Origin of the sequence: Desulfovibrio inopinatus DSM 10711, from assembly GCF_000429305.1 — a bacterium.
Classification (GTDB): domain Bacteria; phylum Desulfobacterota; class Desulfovibrionia; order Desulfovibrionales; family Desulfovibrionaceae; genus Alteridesulfovibrio; species Alteridesulfovibrio inopinatus.
On the sequence record NZ_KE386884.1, the window covers coordinates 1 to 22,339 of the forward strand.

At 48.5% G+C, this 22,339-nt stretch carries 16 protein-coding genes and 1 pseudogene; 12 read left to right on the forward strand and 5 right to left on the reverse strand.

Annotation, left to right across the window (positions count from 1 at the left end):
- The 8 genes and pseudogenes from G451_RS34745 to G451_RS35145 all read left to right on the forward strand — a co-directional run.
- On the forward strand, positions 1-305 hold a 305-nt coding region (locus G451_RS34745), incomplete at its 5' end, for a hypothetical protein (RefSeq protein ID WP_034644228.1).
- Positions 306-389: 84 nt separating this feature from the next.
- The gene (locus G451_RS0126305) at positions 390-2,078 is read left to right on the forward strand and encodes a peptidase domain-containing ABC transporter (RefSeq protein WP_027186567.1); all 1,689 of its coding nucleotides are present in this window, start codon (positions 390-392) and stop codon (positions 2,076-2,078) included.
- Positions 2,072-2,599, forward strand: coding sequence for a bacteriohemerythrin (locus G451_RS0126310; protein ID WP_027186568.1), 528 nt, complete (start codon positions 2,072-2,074; stop codon positions 2,597-2,599). Before G451_RS0126305 ends, G451_RS0126310 begins: the two co-directional genes overlap by 7 nt.
- The gene (locus G451_RS31930) at positions 2,596-4,710 is read left to right on the forward strand and encodes a peptidase domain-containing ABC transporter (RefSeq protein WP_051261943.1); all 2,115 of its coding nucleotides are present in this window, start codon (positions 2,596-2,598) and stop codon (positions 4,708-4,710) included. The genes G451_RS0126310 and G451_RS31930 overlap by 4 nt, the downstream gene beginning before the upstream one ends.
- A 36-nt stretch (positions 4,711-4,746) precedes the next feature.
- Positions 4,747-6,078: an HlyD family type I secretion periplasmic adaptor subunit gene (locus G451_RS0126320; protein WP_027186569.1), complete on the forward strand. Its 1,332-nt coding sequence runs from the start codon at positions 4,747-4,749 to the stop codon at positions 6,076-6,078.
- A gap of 233 nt (positions 6,079-6,311) precedes the next feature.
- Positions 6,312-9,224, forward strand: coding sequence for a Nif11 family protein (locus G451_RS0126325; RefSeq protein WP_027186570.1), 2,913 nt, complete (start codon positions 6,312-6,314; stop codon positions 9,222-9,224).
- Between the two features lie 88 nt (positions 9,225-9,312).
- Positions 9,313-9,783 carry a VOC family protein gene (locus G451_RS0126330; protein ID WP_027186571.1) on the forward strand — a complete coding sequence of 157 codons (471 nt, stop codon included), beginning with the start codon at positions 9,313-9,315 and terminating at the stop codon, positions 9,781-9,783.
- A 383-nt stretch (positions 9,784-10,166) separates the two neighbouring features.
- A pseudogene (locus G451_RS35145) lies at positions 10,167-10,296 on the forward strand (transposase); the annotation flags it as partial.
- 262 nt (positions 10,297-10,558) lie between these two features.
- On the opposite strand, the gene G451_RS0126345 reads toward G451_RS35145, so the two are convergent.
- Genes G451_RS0126345 through G451_RS0126360 form a run of 4 tightly spaced genes read right to left on the reverse strand, consistent with a single transcriptional unit; the run spans position 10,559 to position 14,967 of the window.
- Positions 10,559-11,482 (reverse strand): ABC transporter substrate-binding protein, encoded by a 924-nt coding sequence (locus tag G451_RS0126345; protein WP_027186574.1) that lies wholly within the window; start codon positions 11,480-11,482, stop codon positions 10,559-10,561.
- Positions 11,483-11,539: 57 nt separating this feature from the next.
- The gene (locus tag G451_RS0126350) at positions 11,540-12,646 is read right to left on the reverse strand and encodes an anaerobic sulfatase maturase (RefSeq protein ID WP_342663779.1); all 1,107 of its coding nucleotides are present in this window, start codon (positions 12,644-12,646) and stop codon (positions 11,540-11,542) included.
- A 22-nt stretch (positions 12,647-12,668) separates the two neighbouring features.
- Positions 12,669-14,210 (reverse strand): choline-sulfatase, encoded by a 1,542-nt coding sequence (gene betC, locus G451_RS0126355; RefSeq protein ID WP_245587881.1) that lies wholly within the window; start codon positions 14,208-14,210, stop codon positions 12,669-12,671.
- A 13-nt stretch (positions 14,211-14,223) separates the two neighbouring features.
- Entirely contained in the window at positions 14,224-14,967 is a 744-nt protein-coding gene (locus tag G451_RS0126360; RefSeq protein ID WP_027186577.1) for an IclR family transcriptional regulator, read from the reverse strand.
- Positions 14,968-15,292: 325 nt separating this feature from the next.
- Between G451_RS0126360 and G451_RS0126365 the strand changes: the two genes are divergently transcribed.
- On the forward strand, positions 15,293-16,315 hold the full coding sequence (locus G451_RS0126365) for a hypothetical protein (protein ID WP_027186578.1): 1,023 nt from the start codon (positions 15,293-15,295) through the stop codon (positions 16,313-16,315).
- A gap of 114 nt (positions 16,316-16,429) precedes the next feature.
- On the opposite strand, the gene G451_RS0126370 is transcribed toward G451_RS0126365, so the two are convergent.
- Positions 16,430-17,494, reverse strand: coding sequence for an AI-2E family transporter (locus G451_RS0126370; RefSeq protein WP_084448822.1), 1,065 nt, complete (start codon positions 17,492-17,494; stop codon positions 16,430-16,432).
- A 340-nt stretch (positions 17,495-17,834) separates the two neighbouring features.
- On the opposite strand from G451_RS0126370, the gene G451_RS31935 reads away from it, so the two are divergent.
- The 3 genes from G451_RS31935 to G451_RS0126395 all read left to right on the forward strand — a co-directional run bounded on the left by G451_RS31935 (position 17,835) and on the right by G451_RS0126395 (position 22,335).
- Positions 17,835-18,617 (forward strand): DUF2092 domain-containing protein, encoded by a 783-nt coding sequence (locus G451_RS31935; RefSeq protein ID WP_051261944.1) that lies wholly within the window; start codon positions 17,835-17,837, stop codon positions 18,615-18,617.
- 13 nt (positions 18,618-18,630) lie between these two features.
- Positions 18,631-19,359, forward strand: coding sequence for a hypothetical protein (locus tag G451_RS34890; RefSeq protein WP_156921837.1), 729 nt, complete (start codon positions 18,631-18,633; stop codon positions 19,357-19,359).
- A gap of 1,440 nt (positions 19,360-20,799) precedes the next feature.
- Positions 20,800-22,335: a biotin/lipoyl-binding protein gene (locus tag G451_RS0126395; protein ID WP_027186581.1), complete on the forward strand. Its 1,536-nt coding sequence runs from the start codon at positions 20,800-20,802 to the stop codon at positions 22,333-22,335.
- The last annotated feature ends 4 nt before the right edge of the window (positions 22,336-22,339 follow it).

Here is a 22,339-nt window from a genome sequence, read left to right on the forward strand (position 1 = left end):
TTTCTGCCGGTGATGACGCTTTAGCCGAGGATTTTTTCTTAATGGAAACTGACGATGCTGCCAGTCATTCGGGTGGATGGACTCAAACAGTCGAGTCCGATGACAACTTTGCTGGTGGCAGTGACGAAGGAGATTTGAGCAATGGATGGACCGAAGCGTCGGATGTTGACGATGACGGCGGGAAAGCCGGAAAAGGGAAAGGTGTGGGCAAAAACGAAGACATAAACCAAGACTTGGAAGATTCAGACAGTCTTGATGCCTTTAATCATGACACAGACGACTTTTCCGATCATGGTGATTGGTAGCGAGGACAACTCACTGCTTTATTGGAGACATCCGGTTACGAAACAAACGATAATGACGGCAATACGCAACAAAGGCTGAACGGTATGAGTGTCGTTTTTTCCAAGAAAGCTGGTCCACCTCATGGCATCAGGTCATTACCTCTTCTCTCTGGCAACCTGATCGACCTGTTCTTTGCGTCCTTCAGCATTAATGTGCTTTCGTTGGCTTTACCAATCATACTTATGCAGGTGTATGACCGCATTGTGCCCACACGATCAATGAACACCTTGCTGTGGCTCGTCGTCGGCTTTTTCTGCGTTGTATTGATTGAATCGGGGTTACGACTATGCCGTTCAACCATAACAAATTGGATCTCGGCCAGGTTCGAGCACACCATGTCGGTGAACTGCATCGAGAAATGGCTTAACGGGGTGCTTGATCACTTCGAGAAGGATGGCACCGGCGTCCATCTCGACCGCCTTCGCGCTGTGAGCACGTTGCGTGGCTACTATGCCGGACAGTATTTTCAGCTCTTGCTTGATCTGCCTTTTGCTTTGCTATTTCTTACTGTCGTCGGATTTCTGGGAGGACTGTGGACGGCAGGATGCATCCTCGCTATTTCCATGGTGTTCTTAATCATCATCTCTTTTACGAGGAGACGTTACAGCATAAATCGCAAACGTCAAAAGATGCTTGGTGACCGACGTTACAACTTTCTTGTCGAAGCATTATCCGGCGTTCATACGATTAAAGCCATCTCTCTCGAAGAACAGATGTTGCGCCGACACGAACGACTTGAAGCCGAAGTGGCGAAGAGTGATTTCGATGTCATTAGTGTGGGCAATCTGCCTGTAAGCCTTGGCGGGATTTTTTCTCAGCTCATACTTTTTACTGTATTGTTTGTCGGAGGCACACAGGCCATTCAAGGGTACATCACGCTGGGCAGTCTGGCAGCCTGCACCTTGTTAAGTGGACGTTTTTTCCAACCGATACGCAAAGTGGCCGCGTTTTGGGTTCGGCATGCGGACATTGAAATTGCGCTCACCCAAATTCAACAGATTGAGGCATTGCGACAAGAGTCCGATGTCTCCGCACCCTGCCTTCCTGATGAAATTCTTGGCCGCATTCGGCTTGAGAATCTTTCTTTTCGCTACAATGAACATTTGCCATGGGTAGCGAACGCTATCGACCTGGAAGTGAATCCGAAAGAGATGGTCTGTCTGCGACACAGAGGATCGCATGGCACAACAACGTTACTCAACCTTATTTATGGTTTGGTGATTCCAACAGAAGGCCGAGTATATATTGACGGCATCGATATGGCCGAAATTTGCCACAACAACTTCAAAGGCCGCATTGAGTTCATTCCACAACAAGGAACACTTTTTAGCGGAACTATTTTCGACAACCTGACGTTGTTCAATCCAGCCTACCGCGAAGCGTCCCTGGATGCGGCCGCACTGCTTGGACTTGATGAAGTCGTCTCGGAACTACCTTTGGGGTATGAAACACAGGTTGGAGCCAGACTTTACGAGTTTCTTTCTACAGGTATTATCCAACGTATCTGCCTGGCCCGCGCTCTCACGATTCGCCCTCGAATCCTCTTATTGGACAAAGTGAACGACTCCATGGACAGCGAAAGCGACCAGCTCTTTTTTTGGCTGCTCGGTAAGCTTAAAGGGTGTTGCACTATTATTATAGTTACATCCGATCCTCGTATTATATCTCTGTCCGATAGGGTCTACCATCTTGTTGATGGTGTGTTGATCAAAGAAGAGGCCGAACGATGCTAGAAGCAAAGACCGGAACAACCGAAACCAGGGAACTGGCCTGGACACGATGGGTGTTGCAGTCGGCACGAGTTTGGGATGATGTATCCGATATTGTACAGGTTATCGGGATCAAGGGGGTGGATGAAGACCATAGAAAGTTCACTCAGTATGCTCTTGATCTTAACATTGTCATTCAGGCGTTTCATAACTCCAATGTATCCCTCGATAACCTGAAAAAAGGGGAGGAAATTTTCACACTGCTCATCGACTACGCCGGACTCCATTTCAATCGTGAAGAAAAGATTATGACCGAGATGAATAGCCCGCTCAAAGAGGCACATCTCGAACAACACGCTTTTTTCCTGAAAATGATCCAAGATCATTACAGCGATTTTAAACGCGGTAGGCTACAAATGGTATCCGGACTCAAATTGTCCATATTAGACTGGTGGGTTAACCACATCAACGTGGTGGACTACAACACCTTCGTCCTCGGACAAAAAGCTCCTCCGGACACTGTTGAGAACGGGAGGCAGGCATGATGGTCACTCCCTCCCAAACATTGGGTTTTGTCTTCCCGGGAGGACTCGGGCCATGCATCCCGCCTCTTTTGGATGCATTGGGCTGGAGAGGCAGCGATGCGCATTTGGCAGAATCGTTTCCGCACCTGAGCGATAGCATCGACTTGTCCGACTTGCTCAATGTAATGGCGAATCTCAAATTTGGAAGCCGATCAGTACACATTCGGCAAGACGCCTTGGACCCGCGTATGTTGCCCTGTCTTTTTGTAGACGAGAACGGCCGCGTTGCTGTTTTAGCCAAAAGCGACGGAAGATCTCAACTTGTCTTTGATGCAGACACGCAAAGCTACAGCACCCTGTCGCCGCAGCCTATCAAGGGGACGGCCTTCTTTTTCACTCCGGTAGATATTCAAGGGCACTCTTTGCACCGCAAGCAACAGCAATGGTTTCGGAAAGCGTTGAGCCGTTTCCATAAAACCATAAAACAGGGCTTGCTCATTTCTTTTCTTCTCAGCGTCCTGGCATTGATTATGCCCCTCTTTGTTATGATGATTTATGATCAGATGCCTTTTTTCGAAAACAACACCACCCTGGCCTACATCAGTATGGGCGTTATAGTATTTGTGTTGAGCGATTTTGGGCTTCGTGTCATGCGAAATGGCATCTTAAGTTTTATCGGAGCCAGGTTAGGCAATATCGTCGGCAATGAAGTCTTCAGACGAATTTTATACTTACCCCCATCCTTTACGGAGTCGGCATCTATTGGTTCTCAGGCCGCCCGTATACGAGATTTCGAAACCATACGCGATTTTTTTTCAGGACAAGCATTCATAGCTTTACTTGAAATCCCATTTATTACCCTGCTTGTTGTGGCTATGGGATTTTTAGGTGGATACGTCGTTTTTGTTCCACTCCTCGCTATAGGGTCATTCCTTCTGCTGGCGCTTATCTACTTGCCCAAAGTTCGTCGATCCAATGCCGCCGTTGCCAAAGCCAACGCCGCCAGACAAGAACTGGTCATGGAAATTCTGCTCAAAATGCGGGCTATCAAAATGACCAGCACTCCCGGCATGTGGGAAACCCGATTTCGGCAGCTCTCAGCTGAATGCTCCGCGCAGTCATACCAAGCGGCTCAACTGGCTTCACAGATCAATGTTTGGACGAATTCGCTTATCATGGGAGCCGGCGTCTGCACCATGGCGTTTTCTGTCAAAAATGTTCTTGCCGGTACCATGAGCATGGGTGCGTTGGTGGCCTGCATGATTCTGGTCTGGCGTATTCTTGCTCCATTACGCTCAGCATTCGTGGTTATGCTGCAGGTGGAGCGGATCAACAAGAGCGTGAACCAAGTTGATCGGCTTATGAATCTCGACATTGAACACCGAAGCGAGTCATTGCTCAATTTGAATAGAAATATCCGTGGTCAAGTCGCGTTTTCCCAAGTGTCCATACGGTATATGAAAGATGCCCAACCAGCCTTGCTGAGTGTCAGCTTTAAGATAGAAAACAATGAAATTCTTGCTGTAGCCGGACATGATGGAGCTGGGAAGTCCACCATTCTAAAACTCATTATGGGACTGTACTCCCCGCAAGCAGGCCGCATTACGCTCAACAACACCAGTTTGGGACAGATAGATCCACTTTCCCTGCGCAGAAGCATTAGCTATGCCCCTCAGGATCCTCATTTTTTTTATGGTACCATTGCCCAGAATTTGCGTTTGACCAATCCATTGGCATCCGATGATGCACTACGCGATGCCTGCAAACGATCTGGCATATTAGAAGCAATTGAGGCCATGCCCGAAGGCATGGGGACACGTATTGGCGATCATCGCATGAAGCAGATACCGGTTTCCTTTTTAAAAAAACTTAATCTGGCTCGGGCATTGTTGCGACCGGCTTCATTGGTACTCCTTGACGAAGTATTGGAACGACCGGGAGCAGATGAATCCAGCATCATTTTGGATGCACTGGAAGAACTTCGAGGGCATGCCAGTATTGTCATGGTCACGAATTCCGCTCCCTACCTCAAACTCGTGGATAAGATTCTCTGGCTGGAAAAAGGACGTGTGCGTGCATTTGGCGCCAAGGACGCCGTTTTGCCTCTTCTCCCCGCAGAATATCGTTGCTGATGAGACAAGAACCGATGCGCCTATGAGGGATACTGTATGAAAAAAAATGCTCCACGTGTACTTAAGCGCGACACGCTTCACCTTTCACAGGCGCTTTTACTGGAAGAGACCGGCGTTCCTCGGTTGGTGCGATATGTCATTATATCATTGACTCTAATCATTGCCGCGTTCATCACCTGGGCCAGTCTGACGAAAATAGATGAAGTCGCAGTTGCTACAGGAAAGATTATTCCGTCCGGGCATGTGAAACTCATTCAGAGCGAAGATGGCGGCATTGTTTCGGAGATTCTGGTGATGGACGGCCAAGCTGTGGAGAAAGGTCAAAAACTTGTTCTGATGGACCCAACGGTTTCCGTATCAACACTGGATCAGCAAAAAGTACGTCGGATGTCGCTTCAGTTACGTGAAGAACGTCTTCAAGCGCTTATCAATGACCACGAACCAGATTTTGGTTCGATTCCGGCAAAGTATTCTCGACTGGCTGAACAACAATCACTTCTTTATGCGCAAAAAAAGGAATCACTACAAATAGCCAGCGACATTCTCAACAATCAAATAAAGCAATACGAAGCTGAATATACTGAGCTGGACAACAGCGAGCAAACCCTTCGGCAGCAGTACAAATTGTTAGAGGATGAATATAAAACCTATGAAGACCTTTATAAGAAAGAGCTTGTAGGTAAACGTGAATTTTTTAGTATTAAACGACAATTTCTGCAGGTTCAGGAATTGCTCAACCAAATCCCCATGCGACGTATTCAATTAACCGAAAAATTGACGGAAACCAAAAATCGCCTTCTCAAGCTCAAAGAGGAAGCCTTGGATAATTGGATGACAGAACAGGCCGGAGTCCAGGCTGAGCTTGCCGAAATTGATGAAATCATCAAGCGATTTGAGATGGATGTCTATCAACTTTCGATCAAAGCCCCTACAAACGGAGTTGTGCATAATGTCCAGGTGTATTCGGCGGGAGAAGTCGTCAAACCTGGAGCCACGCTTATGGAATTGGTGCCAGTTGGTGAAAAACTGGTTGCCGAAGTCCGTATTTCCTCCCGTGACATAGGGCACGTCAGCCTCGATCAGACCGTAACGGTAAAACTGACAGCGTATGATTTTTCAAGGTATGGCGGCATGAAAGGGAAACTTGTTGAAATCTCACCCACGACCATTGTCGGAGAAAACGGCAGCGTGTTTTACAAGGGCATTGTCGAGTTGGATAAAAACTACATCGTCAAGGGCGATAAAAAACTCCTCATTCTCCCCGGCATGACCGTTCAGGCAGACATTAAAACAGGCAACAAGACTCTCATAGGCTATTTTCTAAAACCTATCACGCTGTCGCTTCAACAATCATTTCATGAGCGCTAACCGTTTACAGTCAGGGAGTGATTCGCCGCCGATACTGGCATGTCGGCCATATAAGGGAAAGGTGGTAATTCTATTGAAGCCTCCCCGGTAGACTTTTCGTTGCCATCACAGCTCAGACCCCATGCTGGCCTACTCCACTTTATACATTGAGAGAGCAGAGTCCATGATGGGGTGAACATGCTGTGCGAAGGAAAGTGGATATGCTTTAGAATCTACACCAAGGAGAATATATCATGTCCGTCGACCTTGCATCTACGTTTGTGCAACAGGCTCTTCAGGACCCCTCTCTCTGGAAAGAAATTGAGCAAGCCCCGAGCGCCGCACATGTGACACAAATTGCTAACAATAAAGGCTTCCAGTTCAATGAGCATCACCTGAAGTTGGCCATGGACTATGCCGAGAAGCACCTCGCCAAGGGACACGCGCAAGAAAAAGGAGTGCCCGCGCAAACGAAAAGCCTCCTGGACGCTGCCCACACGGGCTTCCAGACCTTCGAGGCATTTGCAGAGCCCTACAATCCTGGAATTGGCGTAGCGGCGGCAATGGATGGTATCCACCAGATAAAAATCGACCAGGCGCAAAAACAGCGCGCCATAGCCATTGCCCAGGCCATGGCCCAGCAAAATGGCATCGTGCACAAGCAGGCAACATACATACACGACGAGATAAAGCAGCTTGAACAAAACGGCATGAGCGGCGACCAGGCTGCCAAGTACGAGATGTACCGGCAGGTGGCGCTCACTGGAATAATGAAAAGGCTCAAGGATGGCGACGCATCCATCGTCCCTTCCGGCCAAGATGCGGCCATATATCCCGAGAGCCTGGAACACCCTGGCAATACAGCCACCTCGATTCTGCGTGATATCGCCTTAAATATCCTCGGTCATCAGTTCTTCCCTGGCATGGACGCAGCCAAAGCTGTTGCGACCATGCAAGAGCTGGCGTCCAACTCCACCGTGCTTTCCAAGGGGTACACGGACATGATTGGCGCGTTGAAAGCGGGCGGCGTCTCCACGAAAGATGCGCCTCAGAAAGTGAGCAACATGCTGGCTGATTTGAAGAGCATGGGCTTCTCCCGGACAAACTGCGCGTTGGTGTTGGAGTCTGTCGCCTCCATGGCCAAAGCCAAGGGGTTGCCCGCCAAATCCGTCGAGTACCTGGTGGGCCAAATGCCCAACATAGCCAACGGTTTTTTCCAGACTGTGAAGGGCTCGCCCTCCCCGGCCGACTACCTCAAGGCTTGTGGCTACATCCAGATGTATGTCGCCACCTTGGGGCAAGAGATCACCGGCGGCAAGGACATGACAACGAACAAGCTCCAGACAATGATGACCAATCTGGGCACCCAACTCTTCGGCCTTGTGAGCACGGGCAGCAGCTACCCACAGGCTATGGGCAAACTTTATCGCGAGGCGAGCCTCGCCGGACAGGACGGCAGCCTGACACAGGCGATCCTCGGCGCTTTCACCGCGAAAGGTCTTTCCACTCATCAGGCCAAGACAACCCTCGTCAGCCTGAGCAGCAAATTGCAAAGCTGGGCCTACTCCAAGGTCGACAGCTACAAAATCCTCAACGCCATAGCTCAACTGGCCAAGAGCAAGGACCTCTCAGTCAACAGTCTGAAAATGTACATGGACAGCGTTGGAGAGTTGACCCAGGAACTCTTCTCCGCCATCCCGGGTAAAGCTTCGCCCGCGGACTACGCCAAGGTCACCGATCAGCTGGTCAGCTACATCCAGGTCTCCAGCAAGTTCCTGCAGGATGGCCAAACCATCGACCAGCACGTCATGGACCAGCTCTCCAACAACTTATTCAATGGCGTGACCAAGCTTCAAAGCACTTACGGCGTCTCTACAAGCCAAGCCTATGCCATGTACTGTAGCCGAGTCGCGCTTGAACAGGCTTTTTCCGATGGCGGCCAGAAATCCCCTGCTGCGGACAAGGCCTTTGGTGATGAGTACGCAGCGCTGATAAAGCAGGGCAAGACGCCAGATCAGGCCGCCCAGGTTCTATCCTTGTGCGCTGGCTACGTCTCGGCCAAAGCCACACAGAGCGTTGCGCCCTCCCAGGCCTTGCAGGAGTACTTCCAGGGGATAACGGCCTACGCCAAAACCTACGGATTCGCCAAAGCCACGCAGATAATGACCTACCAAGGCATGTACGAGACTGCGCAGCACAGCTCAAATCTGAAAGACGATCAACTCTCCCCACAACAGGACATGGATACGGACGACATCACTGCGGGGCATCAGTTTGAAGACGCTCTAGCCAAGGCTGTGTACCAGGGCGCAGACCCTGTAGACGCAGCCAGGTCACTCTACGCAGAAGCCAAGGATCTGGCCGATTCGGTAAATCAGGGCCTCGCCAGCGTCGGGACGACAGTCTACAAGGCGGCTAACGACGGTTACACTTCCAAAACGGAGGTAGAAAATGACGTCGCCAATGCAAAAAAATACTATTTGAGCTGTGTGAAGCGCAATCTGGCTGAAGGCATGCCACCTGTCGCAGCCATAGCCGAAGCGGGAATAGAGGCCAAGGCCAATGCTCTAGCTCGAATATGGGGAAAACCACAGGGCTACTACGCGCCTTTCAGGGAAAATTTTGAAAAGTATCTCAAACAAGGCATGTCCCCCATGAGCGCCCTGGTCACGGCATACAAAGAATTCGTCAAAACATACGGTAAGAACGAGAGTTCTGGGGGAGAAATCTATAAGTATCTTGCCGAACAGTTTAATGATTATACAAAAAGTGCCGTCATCAACGCCAGCAAGAGCATAAACTGGGCGAGTACATCAGCACACGCCTTCTGGCCGCTCTTTAAAATGGCTGGCAAGACTGAATTGAAAAAGGGCCTCAAGTCCGTATTGACGGACCTTTATCAGGAGGCGCGTTACGGCTCAGTCCAGGACTCGGCCCGGATGAACGCAAACGAAGGTCTGGATGCCGTATTCAATGACGCCGAAGGGCTCGGCGATCTGACCAGCGAAACACCACTTACGGATTTGCTGGGCGGTGCTGACGTTGTCTCCGATGTCCTCGCCGATTCCTGGGCAGGCATAGGCATAGATGTCGGCGTTGAAATCGCCTCCGAAGGGGCTATGGACATAATTGGGGAAGTGATTCTTGGCATCTTCGCCTGTTGCTGAGACCATCTGAATGTTGTCCGCGTGGCAGGCTTACGCCACGTACGGTGCTCTCTGGCCCACTACACCGAAAATGAAGTAGGAGGAATCCATGGACTCAAAGCACATTGTCGGCAAAATCGTAGGCGCGGCATACGTGACCAATGACCTGGATGAGGCTAAGAACTTCTATGCGAACGTTTTTGGCTGGAGCTACCGACCCGCTTCCACGCCATTTGACAACCAGGCATTTCTGGCGCTGAAGGATGACGCAGTCGTCGCCAGCATGGGGGATTACCCCGCGGACCGCCATCCAGACTCGAAACCTGGCTGGCGGATCATCATCGCCGTGGAAGATGTGGAAGCCGCTATTCAGGCAGCTGTCGAGTCGGGTGGCAAGATCATTCTCTCGCCCAGCGACAAGCGCGCAAATGGTGTGGGCATGGTCCAGGATGCTGATGGAGCCATGCTAGGACTGGTTCCGTTGGAGGCCGTCTCGAAGTTCAAGTTTAATCAACAGCGTATGGAGGATGACAACCAAGTTGTCGAAAGACTCAGGCGTCTTTCCCATGTGATAGGATGATTGTATTCGGGAGACAGCTCAGCAGCATTGGCAAGGTGGATTTGTTCATAAATCCTCCTCTGAAGCCCCTTCCAATACAGGCCAAATCAGCGACAGCGACGAAGAGGTGGGCCTACCTTTTACATACACATCCTTTTGTCCTTGACGAAAACTGCGTAGAGGCCAGGGTCAATGTCCTGCGTACTGTTTGTACGCGGATGGCATCAACCACGTTCAAAGACACGAACTCCTTGGTCAACAGTTCAAGAGCCCTACTCGCGTAACGGTGCAAGAGAAGTGGTTCGGTAATCCCCCCCCCAAAATAGTGGTCCTCAGAAGTAGAATTTTCTCGTAAACTTAAGCGAGAAGATTCGCATGAAAAAGCACGTTTCACGGACAGCCAGATTTTGAATATTTTGAAGCAGGTCGAGAACGGAATTACCGTTTCTGGGTTGTGCCGTGAGTACGGCATAAGCAATGCGACTTTTTACAAATGGCGAGCCAATATGAGGGATGGATGTTTCCTTGGTGGCTTGAATGAAAGAACTGGAAGCGGTTTTCCAATAAAAGTTGTACATACTATCAAAAGTATATCTGATTCCTATTTTCAGAAAATATAGAGTTCAAATCATCTTGACAACTCAAGTCGCAGTTCTTCTAACATTGTATTATTCAGCAAATAAAGCACGTATCTCTATGAATCCACAAACATCTCCATCTCATACCCAGTAATCAAAAAAAGACCCAACATCACTGTTGGGCCTTGTATTCATATTAAAGAAAGGTGAATGCTGCTTTATTTCTGCTTCTCTTTTATTTTCTCCATGGCATCGGTTCCGTCAGCGGCTTGCACGCCATCAAGCCAGGTTGCTATCGTATCGTTGTGCGTAGCGATCCAGTCTGCGGCAACCTTATCAGCCGGAATTTTCCGGTTAGCATAGTCCATAATCCACTGACTCTGTGTTTTGGCGTCGACCTTCATATTTTTCAAAAAGCGATAGACTTGCGGATGACGGTCTTTCAAGTCAACACTGACAACCGTATAAACTTTGGAATCACTCGCAAATTTTTCGGTTCCAGGCACACCGTCAAGATAAACCATATCAAGTGTCACATTCATCCAATGAGGTTTCCAGCAACCGAAAACAACCCATTCATGATCTTTCATCATGCTCTTCACTTGGGTGAGCATGGCAGCAACTGTGGCCCCGGTTTGTTTCCAATCACCGAGTCCGGCCACGTTGTTGGCGATAATTTCGCCCATATTCGTATTCATTCCCGAACCGGCTTCAATATTATACACGGTATGTTTGAATTGATCGGCATGCTTGTTGAGATCAGCGAATGTCTTGACGCCTGCTTCGGACACATATCGCGGTACACACAGACTGATTCTGGCTGTATCAAGGTTGGTTTGCGCGACTTCTACAGCTTTTTTTTCAAGAAGCGGATCAAGCATCGGATTTTGTTGTGGTATCCATCCCCCGAGAAACGCATCCACTTCGTCCGACACAAGCCCTTTGTAAATAATGGGAGGTCCAATTTCCAATTTCTGCATGGGATAACCAAGAGCGTCCAGTATCTGGTGAACAACTTCGGTTTTCACTTCTACTCCTGGCCACGGAGGAACCCCAAAACGCACTTTTTCCAATGCAAGCGCTGGTGTGGCAACAACGAGCAGCAAGGCCGACACGATCAGATACATGGTTAACTTCTTCATACATTCTCCCTTGTTATAGTTCGTCATGCCGGGCCGAAAAGCGAAGTCCGAATCTCTTCAATAAATAGAGAGTGACTCCAATCGCTCTTTCGCCGTTTCAAAAAACATGCTCCAGCCGTCACACAACCAGCTTGGAGCTTCACCGCCTGCCCCGGCACGAAACTTCGGGCAATCTCCCATGCACAAACGATAATATGTACAGGCAACGCACTGTTCGGGAAGCGAATTTTTCCGCGAGACAAAATCCTGATAACGAGAACTTTGCACAATGCTTTCAAATGCATCGTCAAACAGATTGCCTAAGAGGTATTGTTCTCCGACAAAAAAGTCGCAGGGATACACGTCTCCATTATATTCAACAACGAGATACTGATCACATTGGTGGCAAAGACGACATTCCGTGTTGGCGATCCCCGCCATTTTTGCAATGAGAGAATCGAAATTACGAATTGACACGTATCTGCGGTGTGATGTGTACCAAAATTCAAAAATTGATAAGAGAAATGTTCCCCATTGTTTTCCGCTTATAGTAAATGAACATGAATTCCCCAAATTGTCAAATTCAACACACGGTATGAACTGAATATGGTGAATCCCCAGTTCGAGAAGATGACGGTACACGCGAAGAGGGGAATCTACATTTGCGGTAGAGACAAGAACAGTGCCATTGAGCGGAACACCATGGCTCTGCAACGTTCGTATTCCATGAACAACTTTGGTGTAACTTTCACGGCGAGATGCCGTCCTCCGATATACATCGTGGAGATCGGCGGGCCCATCAAGACTACACCCAACAAGAAAACGATATTGAGCGATAAGTGTTGCCAAATCCGATTGTACCAATGTCGCATTTGTTTGCAGCGCGTTTGCAATCTGTGCGCCGCGAGGAGCAAGCTTTTTCTGTTCGTCAATGACCCGACGAAAAAAGGATGTCCCCATGAGGGTCGGCTCACCACCTTGCCAGATCATGGAGTATACCGGCTGCGACGTTGCAAAGTACCTCTTGAGGAGGGTACGCAATGTTTCGTCGTTCATGCGATGTTTCCCGTCGCTCGGGTACAGCGCCCTCTTCTCAAGATAAAAACAGTATTCACACCGCAGATTGCAATCCGCAGACGTAGGCTTTATGAGCAGTGCAAACGGTTTCATGGGAGTGCGGGACATAATTTTTTTCGCAGCACCAATCTCAACCGCCTACCCTGCTCTTGATTCTTGAACCCGCTTCGACGTCATTGAGGTCCAGATGGTTGCGCATGTATTGATTGGCGGCATTGCACGGTGGATGGTAGTCCCATGCGGTATGTCGGCCCGTCATGTGTGATGCGAAAACAAGACGACGCCGTTTTTGGCTGGCATGAACACGCCTGTCGAGCGCTTCCATATTAACATGGTTGTTCACCATGTCGTGAAACCGTCGGACAATCTCTGCATATTCCGGGTGTTGAGCGAGGTTCTTCAACTCTTCCGGATCGTTTTTCAAATCAAAAAGCTGAGGAGGATCGGCGGGGCACGCAATAAACTTATACCGTTCGTCACGAATCATCACGATCGGTGCAACAGCCCCTTCCCCGAGGTATTCTGCAATAACCGGCTTTTTCGTTGAATCGGTGTTGTGACGAAGCAGGGGCACCAGGCTTTGTCCATCCATTGCATCTGCCTGGACGTGATGTTGCGAGACATTGGCCAACTCAAGCAGTGTTGGCAGCACGTCAACGAGGGAAACAGGAGTATCGTTACGTCCTTCCGGAAAGCGCCCTGGAGCATTCACGACAAACGGGACACGAGCGGAACCCTCAAGCAGTGACATCTTATACCATAGCCCGCGTTCTCCAAGCATATCCCCATGATCCGCTGTAAGAATCACCACCGTGTTCTGACGCATCCCCGTATCATCAAGAGCCTTGAATATCTGACCAATTTTATCGTCTAAATAACTGATTTGTCCGTAATAAGCGTGTCGTGCATTGCGAATCGCCTCCTGCGACATTTCATCTTCATCCATAGCGTATGCACGACGAAGACGTTGGCTATGGGGATCACACTGTTCATAGGGAATATGGCCTACTCGCGGCATGTCGATAGCATCGTGATCATACCGATCCCAATATGCCTTGGGACAGATATACGGATCATGCGGATTTGTGAACGAAACAACCATACAGAACGGACGATTATCGCCGTCGCGAGCCATATCATAAATATGGCGTTGGGCTTTGAAACCGACCTCATCGTCAAAATCGATTTGGTTGGCGCGTTCATTGTGCCCTGCCTCTGTCACACTCTCCATATTGTGATACCACCAATCAAATCGATGACCGGGCCTCTCCCAGTCCGGTGTCCACCCATGATCGGCAGGATAAATATCTGTCGTCAGACGTTCTTCAAAACCATGCAGCTGATCTCCACCGACAAAATGCATTTTCCCACATAATGTCGTGCGATACCCTTCGGCTCGTAAATAATGCGCGAATGTCGGAATATCACCAGGAAATTCGGCACCATTATCAAATGCACCAATACGTGAAGGATATTGTCCCGACATCATAGAAAAGCGAGAAGGTGCGCACAGAGGACTGTTACAATAGGCGCTCGTAAAAACAACACCATCTTCAGCCAATGCATCCATATATGGTGTTTTGGTGACATGATTTCCATAAAATGAAAGTGCAGAAGCCGCCAGTTGGTCACATTGTAGGAGAAGTATATTAGGGCGCTGTTGAGACATCATAAACTCTCTCTCTTCAGTTTTGCATCGACATATAACGTTCAATACGTTGTTTCATTTCAAGCATGGCGCTCACAATCTGGTCAACAAGTGTCGTTCCAGCGACACGAGCTTCAAGAATACCCAACCCAAGAACCATGGTGACACGGTCGTGCTCCAGAAGAGGAACAGCCATTCTGTACACGCCGGAGTAGAACAGTCCTGCATCGATCTGGATGCCTGCTTCCAGAGCTTGATGGATCATTGCAAGCACATCTGCTGCATTCAAATTGGCATGATGTTGTTCACATTCTGACTGTACAAAGGTTTCGTCTGTGAGCACGTCATGCTGAAAGAAAAAGAGTGATCCAATGACAGGAAGTTGCAGAGGAACACTTTTTCCAGCAGGCCATAATGAGGGAGATTGTGGCGAGGATATGCTTTCGAGACACAACATAAACTCCCCAGAACAGATAAAGAGATTCACCGAGGCTGCAAATCGTTCTTGCAATTCAGCCATGCACTGCCGAATCAAGTACATGGGACCATGTTTGGCAGCGACGGTCTTCCCCCAAAAATACGCTTTCATGCCAATCACATAGCGCCCATCGTGATTTTTACAGAGCACCTCGTGCTGCATCAGCTCTTTCAAAATCTTGTTGACCGTCGTCGGACTCGGATTCCCGAGCAGACGCTGTACCTCGGAAAACCGAAGCCCTTGTGGACTTTTACTGATTTCATCCATCACGAGTAACGCGCGAGAAAGTATTGACGGAGACATGGTCTACTCATATATGTAGTTAGCTATTTATTTGTGTAATAATAGAGGACAGCACGGTCGTTGTCAAATGTGTCGTCTGGTGTTCATTCCCAACCGTATTTGTCTGATAACCTCAAAACAAAACGGCGAACGAAACAACGTGCGGCCCCTTCTTGAACCAATCCACCGTGAAACCTCCGACTTACGATTCGACGAAATGAGATTGCGTCTATCCTTGTTTGTCCAGGTCAAAAGAGATAACATCAATCTCTATTACGTTATCAGTGGATGTTCTTGTAAAAAGGAAAATTTGGGCCATGGTTGGCTATAATATGGAGGTGAGCCCGTGTTACGTGTATTGCTTGGAGGTTTTCTTCTCTCTCTATTCCTCAACCTATGCCCTTATGTTGCGTATACAGATCAAGCGCAAGAGCCTTTTCCGCTTGCTTCCGATGCATTCAGCACCACGCTTTTCAAGCTTCAAGACATTACAAATGTCAAAACCGTAACGTTTCAAAACAGAAACTATCCAAATGATAAAAAACAAAAACAATTTAATTTCACAATATGGAACACAAATCATAAACTCCAAAGTTTTAATAGAGATATCAGCCGATATACCGGTTTTAAGCCGAGTCAATTGAATCAAAAAACACAAATAAGCACCAATTTGTGTCATGATTCGTCTTGTGTCCCGTCTACAATACAAGCAGAAGGAAATGCGATTGGTTTTTTCATCAACCCAAAGGATCGATCTGGAAATTTAATTAATGCATCATCAGAATATATTTTTCCCCCCAATTATAGATTATTTAAGAACTTTGATGTGTTTGAGTTTTCCTATGAACTCCAGGTTCCTTATGCGACCGGTATTGCATATACAGGCGTATGCCTTGACTTAAAAGATAATCGCAACCGACTTCCTCTTTGGTACTGTATCAATGTCTTTGATTCTCGAAAAAACGAAATAAAAAAACAAGGAGACTGGGTCCAGGCTCGTGATATAGGAACGGGAACTCCCATTATTCATGGAGCAATTGGGCGTATGGGGAAGTACTCTTCAAAAACGAAAAAGAGTTATGGACCACAAGACAAAACCTGGCGAGGATTCAAAAGCTTTGGCTTTTCTATTTCTCGACAACAACTCGCCCAAGCAGTGAGAGATACAAAATCGGTGCTGAGAAGATACAATCCCAACTCTAAATTCAACAAACTTTCCGAAAACCCCAGCGATTATTCAATTACCAGTATCAATTTCCAAGGAGAGGCGGTCGGAAACAGCTCCCTGGGGATGAGTGCTCGAAATCATAAGGCAACACTCTATAAATCCAGATCGAGAAAGCCATTTGGGAAAAAGGTAAGGTGGTGAGACTGGGCGTTCGTCTCTGGTGTTTTTTTTAAATTTTAAACTACAGACTGTACAGCGTTACCCTCAGAGAAGTCTTCACAATTTTGCAGCAGGAGCATACCTCCAACAAACCATTCACGAGCCATGCATTTCTTCTTCCTCGTAGAGCCAAGCCTGGAACAATTTGTAACCAAGAGACATAATAATAGCCCCGAGAAACAGGCCGATGAGGCCCATGAGCAGCATGCCGCCGATGGCGCCGAGGAGGATGACAAGCATGGGGATGTCGACGCCTCGTCCGAAGAATATGGGTCGCAACACGTTATCGCTCAGTCCGACAATGAGGAACCATATGAGAAACACGATGGCTCCCGTGGTGGAAAAGATTTTGAAACCGTACGCCACCAGCAGCAGCGTGACGGGAAGGACGGGGATCTGCATAATGGCCACGACCATGATGATCAGCGCCCAAAGTCCGGCATGCGGGAAGCCCGCGACCAACATGCCGATACCTGCCAAAAAGGCCTGAATCACCGCAACACCCACAACGCCCATAGCCACACTTCGAATGGTGGCAATCGCCATGATCGCGTATTCCTCGCCGTGTTTGCCGGAAAATTTTGTAAACAATTGTTTTGTCAGGGCCGCACCACTTTCCGATGATCGCAGAAACAGCCCTGCGATAATCACCGAGGCCACAAACTGGAAGACGGCAAATCCGAGTCCGGCCGAAACTGAAACCAACCAGGAAGCGACATCTTTCACTTGCGGCCCAAATTGTTGAAGCGCCTTGATCAAGTCTGTGCTGAGCATATTCCACGTGGACGTTATCGAACTGCCGAGAAAAGGAATATTATCGAACCATGCAGGCGGTGGGGGAAGCTGCAAGGCATTGTTTTCCACGGTGCTGATGAGACTGGAGGCGCCGTTCAACACGGAATCTGCAAACAGTACTGTCGGAACAATAATCAGGGCCAACCCCGCAAAAGTAAAAAGTACGGCGGAAAGACCGAATCGTCCACCAAGAACGCGGGCCAATCGCTCCTGTGAAGGGCGTACGGACACGGCAATAATGATAGCCCACAGAACGATGGGAACAAACGGCTTGATGATCATCAAACAACTCATGATAATGACGGCGACTAAAGAAATGCGGAGTGCGGCTTCCATAGCTCTGCTCATGAACTCTTTTTTGTCCACAACGTTCTCCAGTTGTTTTCATTCAACCAATCTATGCACATGCTCAAGCCTCCGCTCTCCATACCGTATCCACCAATTTACGGCCAGAAATAATGACCGAACAGACTCATCATACAGCACCTCTACCGGACAGTCGCCACTTTTGTCTGTAGCCTCCTGAAATCATATCTCTATTTAAGGCTCTTTTACTCTATTCATGGTCAATCAAATACAGCAATGGCGACACACTTTTGATGCTCACCGTGCATACTATACTCTCTCGTTCATAAGTGTATTGACCAAATATGTCTCCCTAGCTTACCTCCATCATAGAGAAATAAAAAAATTCTTGGAGGATCGAATGCGTGACAAAGCAATACGAATAGTAACTGTAATGGTATGTTTTCTAAGTCTGCTGATGAGCGGAACAGCCTTAGCGAAAGACAAAGATAAAGATAACAAAGAAATCGATGCGCAAGCAGAAAAGATACTGCGTTCGATGTGCGACTTCTTAGCCGCACAAAAAGGATTTATCGTTCAAGAAGAGGTATATGAGGATGAAGTCTACCCCAACGGTCAGAAGGTGCAATATCATAAAACCGCAACGGTGAGCTTGAAACGACCGGACGAACTGCGTTCCGACGTGAAAGGCGATAACGCCGACCGTCTTACCGTGCTCAAAGGCGAAAAGCTCGTCGTACTCGACCGAGAAACAAACCAGTACCAAGAGATCAAAGTCCCTGCCGGCATCGATGCAACCTTGGACTTCATGTTGGAAAATTTCAACGTCAACGTCCCGACATCCGACCTTCTGACGAGTAACCCTTTTAAGGCGGTATTCCCGAATGTTGTCGCCGGGTACGACCTGGGCGAAGTGGAGTGTGACGGCAAAACATGCCAGCATGTGGCCTTCCGACAATTGGAAGTCGACTGGCAAGTATGGATCGAGAAGGGCAAAACCCCTCTGCCCCATCGCATCGTCATTACCGACAAAACACTGCACGGCAACCCGCAGTATATGCTGATCATGTCCAAATGGGAGCTGTCGCCAAAGTTTGATGACAAGGAGTTCGATTTCACCCCACCCGAGGGCGCGACGCCAGGCGTGGTTCTGAGCGACGCAGATGTCACAGACGCCAACTAAACAGGGGGAAGCCATGTGCATAAGCAAGTGGAGACGCCCCTGGCGCTCGGTATTATTTGTTTGCATTACACTGAGCTTGGTGTGTGAATTTCCAATACTGCCCATAGACAACGGAGAAACAGTGGAGCTGGCTTACGCCCAACCTCGTGGTGGGCATCGTGGCGGCGGTCCGCACCGAGCCCGTGCGGGTGCCCCACGCCGAGGTCGCCCCGGCGGCGGGAGGCCTGCTCGTGGCCATATGCGCCCAGCACCAGGCCCGCGACCTGGCCCCAAACCCGGAAGACCTGGAATTCCGGCCCGTGGCCACGTGCGGCCCGGACCGAAACCCGGAAGACCTGGACCGAAACCCGGACGACCTGGTGCCCCTGTACGGCCCATGCCAGGTCCCAAGCCGGGACGTCCCCCTGCGCATCGTCCACCAGGGCCCCGGCCTGGAGCCCCTGTTGTCAGACCAGGTGGCCCAGCAGTGAGACCGCCCTATTATGGTCCCGGTCGGCCACTTCCAGCGCGCCCAGCGTATGTCCCCGTTCCTGTTGGGCGTGGACCATGGACAACCGGCGCTTGGTGGGGAACAGGACCGTCACCATGGTGGTACGGCCGCCCCTTCTTGTGGACACTTGGCGCCGCCGCAACCACGGCGATTGTTGCCGGGGTGACATATCACGTCATCAATGGGCTCTACTACCGCGAATACCAGGACAGCGGCACGACGGTCTATGTGCAAGTTGATAATCCGAGATAAATACGCTCCGCGCGCGAGTCTGCTGGAGAGGCTCGCGCGCGGATAGAAGACCAGACTTCCGCACATATATTTTCTGGGTGAAAAACGGAAAAGCATGTTCTTCCAAAGGAATCTCTTTATGCTCTTTTTGCCAGGTCAAGGGGACTCTCTTGAGGATGCTTGGCATGAAATTGGACAAGATCCTGAATCCGTCTGTGATTCCAATATGGACAACGTCTTTGGTTTTATAGATATGCCGACCCCCACCATACAAAGATGGATCGTCGTCGAACATTGAGGTGTTGACATCAATGTTTATGATGACCATATCTCACGTCCCCATGGTGACTTCATCAGGCTGACGTCTCCGAAGTCCTTTGTTAGGACCCCATTGTTTCACGATGGATATACGACAAAATCACCATTATTTCTTCAAGAACTACGAAACGGAAAGCACTGATTATGGAAAGCAGACAGAATCAATCTGTTCAATACATATCAAAAGAAATAAAGCATCGAAGAGCATTTCATACAAAAAACGTCCGGTTTACCCCTTGCTGCCGTATTTACGCACGCTGTCAATTGTAAAGTCAAAAACTCAATAGCGCGGTGTCGCGAAAATATAGACGGGCGCAGTCAACAATTTGCCAAATTAAATAGATCGGACACTACAAGTCGAGAATTCCATTGTCATCCACAAGAAAACAATCTTATATTCAATAGATGTACATTTTAAAAACAATACAACCATTCCATACAAACACAACATAAAACAACTTCATACAAGAATACACTCTCACGAATAATAAATACATCATGGATCAATGATATAAACACAACATAACACATTAATTATTTATAATCTGAGTACATTTACAACTAACGCATGAAAAACTTATGGTTTTATCATCATAGAGGGACATTTTCATCACGCATCACGTAGAGCAGGACAAACATATTCACAAAAAATTATCCATTTTCTTTGACAAACAAAATTTTTTTTGATTATATTCTTAGTTAAGAAAAGAAGGCGGTTGCATTGTATTTCAAGATGTAATGTAGCGTTATATAAAATTAATTTTGTGTATTACTCCGTATGCAGTCAAATAAAAGCATTATATTAAGAATATTTAATTGCTTCACTCTTTGGGTGCCACGTAAGGGATTTCAGGACACTCGTATCGTCCCATGACGCTTCTTTGAAAACTTTAGGGCGTGCTACTGTCCCCTACCCTTCACAATCTCCGACAATGAATTGTGAGCACCTGTTTTTCTCTGCAAGGTATGGGGAGATGATTCTCCTCGCGTTTGACGTAAACATATTCTTTCTCTGTATTTCAGGATATACTCATGATATGGTATCTTCTGCCACTAGAATAAGAATAATAATTTGTTAGTAGCACATATTCCCGGTAAGTTAACGACGTAAACTGTACTCTTATCCATAAGAAGTGAAGCATCATGCCAATACGAATGGAAAACAATTCTGTACGCAAATCATACCGAATCCCCTTACCTGCCACTGTTGAGATCGAGGATCAAATATACACGGTCTATGATTGGTCATTGCAAGGATTTAAGGCGAGTGTCCCCAAAGGAACACTCCCTCCGGGATGGGACGGACAGGTCGCATTCATCCTCCCCCTGCAACATATGAATGTTTCATTTCGAGCAGACGCTGAATTGCGACGACAAGAAGATGAAAGTGCCGGCTTTGCATTCAAAGAACTGCCAAAGCAAACGAAATCCATCTTGTCTAAATATGTGCAAGCAAGCATCGAAGGAACACTTGATGACGTGGAAGGGGTGATTGTCAGCGCAGAAACAGCCGTGTCCCCCGTTATTACAGAAACACCACTGAACTTTTCAGAACGCCAACAATTCAAACATCGTTTTTGGGGAAGAATGTTTCTGTTGGTACCGCTTATTCTTCTGGCGGTCCTGCTCATTGGCTTCATTCTGTACAATAACTTCTCCAAAGTGCGCAGCACGCGAGCCGTCATCTCTGGAGGACTCATTGATATCGCACCGGAAATCTCCGGCTACCTTACCTCGGTTGACGTCAAGGACAATCAAACCATTCACAAGGGCGATCTGTTATTCACATTAGACGATCGTGACATGCTGCGACAGATTGAGAATTTTAAACAGATCATCGCCGTTGAAAAAAAGAAACTTAAATCCCTGAAGGTCGATTTCCAGGAAGAACAAAAATCCATGGATATCTATCGTAAAGCAGCCCAAAGCGATTCCGAACGCTATCAATCCGACATCGATGGTGTCAGTGCTCAAATTGACGCGGCTCAAAAAGAATACGATCGGGCACAGATGCTGCTCTCAGATGGCGCCGTCAGCAAATCCTACTGGGATCAACGACGCAAGGAATTGCTCTCCCTCAAAGCACAGCGTGAGGCTTTAAGGGCACAACTGCGACTTGCCAACGAAAACATCGTCAGTACCGACAATGGGAAATATCTGTCTGACGGGAAAGCGCACGGCCACGCGCAGGAAATTGAGGCGCAGGTCAAAGTGCAGAAACAAGTCGTTGCGCAAAAGGAGCTGGAACTCTCCCAAGCTTTGTCCCAGCTTGAAAAGACACGAATTGTCAGCACGGTGGACGGCACGGTGTATACGGTCAAACGTCAACCCGGAACGTATCTGCGCGCCGGAGAAAGCGTCATGGCAATTCATGCCATGGATGTCCGGCCGTGGGTTCTGGCGCGATTCACGTTTGAAGAGGCCCAGCGCTTGGCGCCCGGGGCCAACGCCACGGTCTACTTCCCATCGATTAACGAATACGCACCGGGGATTGTGCAGGCTCTGGGACACCAGGCTCTGGGGATACGTGATGCCGTATCGCAAGACCAGGAAATCAGTCTGAGTGAAGTTCCTGCTAAAATCATGCTGGTCTACGTTCCCAAAGGCATAGAACCCGGCATCGGTGCAACCGTCAGCATCGACACTCCGTGGTTGCAATCACTGAAATCATTGCTCTAATTAC

Coding starts and splice junctions, on each gene's coding strand:
- G451_RS0126345 (WP_027186574.1), bottom strand. CDS start 11,482: ATGAAGAAGTTAACCATGTATCTGATCGTGTCGGCCTTGCTGCTCGTT.
- G451_RS0126395 (WP_027186581.1), top strand. CDS start 20,800: ATGCCAATACGAATGGAAAACAATTCTGTACGCAAATCATACCGAATC.
- G451_RS34890 (WP_156921837.1), top strand. CDS start 18,631: ATGTGCATAAGCAAGTGGAGACGCCCCTGGCGCTCGGTATTATTTGTT.
- G451_RS0126330 (WP_027186571.1), top strand. CDS start 9,313: ATGGACTCAAAGCACATTGTCGGCAAAATCGTAGGCGCGGCATACGTG.
- G451_RS0126350 (WP_342663779.1), bottom strand. CDS start 12,646: ATGTCCCGCACTCCCATGAAACCGTTTGCACTGCTCATAAAGCCTACG.
- G451_RS0126310 (WP_027186568.1), top strand. CDS start 2,072: ATGCTAGAAGCAAAGACCGGAACAACCGAAACCAGGGAACTGGCCTGG.
- G451_RS0126305 (WP_027186567.1), top strand. CDS start 390: ATGAGTGTCGTTTTTTCCAAGAAAGCTGGTCCACCTCATGGCATCAGG.
- G451_RS0126360 (WP_027186577.1), bottom strand. CDS start 14,967: ATGTCTCCGTCAATACTTTCTCGCGCGTTACTCGTGATGGATGAAATC.
- G451_RS31935 (WP_051261944.1), top strand. CDS start 17,835: ATGCGTGACAAAGCAATACGAATAGTAACTGTAATGGTATGTTTTCTA.
- betC (WP_245587881.1), bottom strand. CDS start 14,210: ATGATGTCTCAACAGCGCCCTAATATACTTCTCCTACAATGTGACCAA.
- G451_RS0126325 (WP_027186570.1), top strand. CDS start 6,312: ATGTCCGTCGACCTTGCATCTACGTTTGTGCAACAGGCTCTTCAGGAC.
- G451_RS31930 (WP_051261943.1), top strand. CDS start 2,596: ATGATGGTCACTCCCTCCCAAACATTGGGTTTTGTCTTCCCGGGAGGA.
- G451_RS0126320 (WP_027186569.1), top strand. CDS start 4,747: ATGAAAAAAAATGCTCCACGTGTACTTAAGCGCGACACGCTTCACCTT.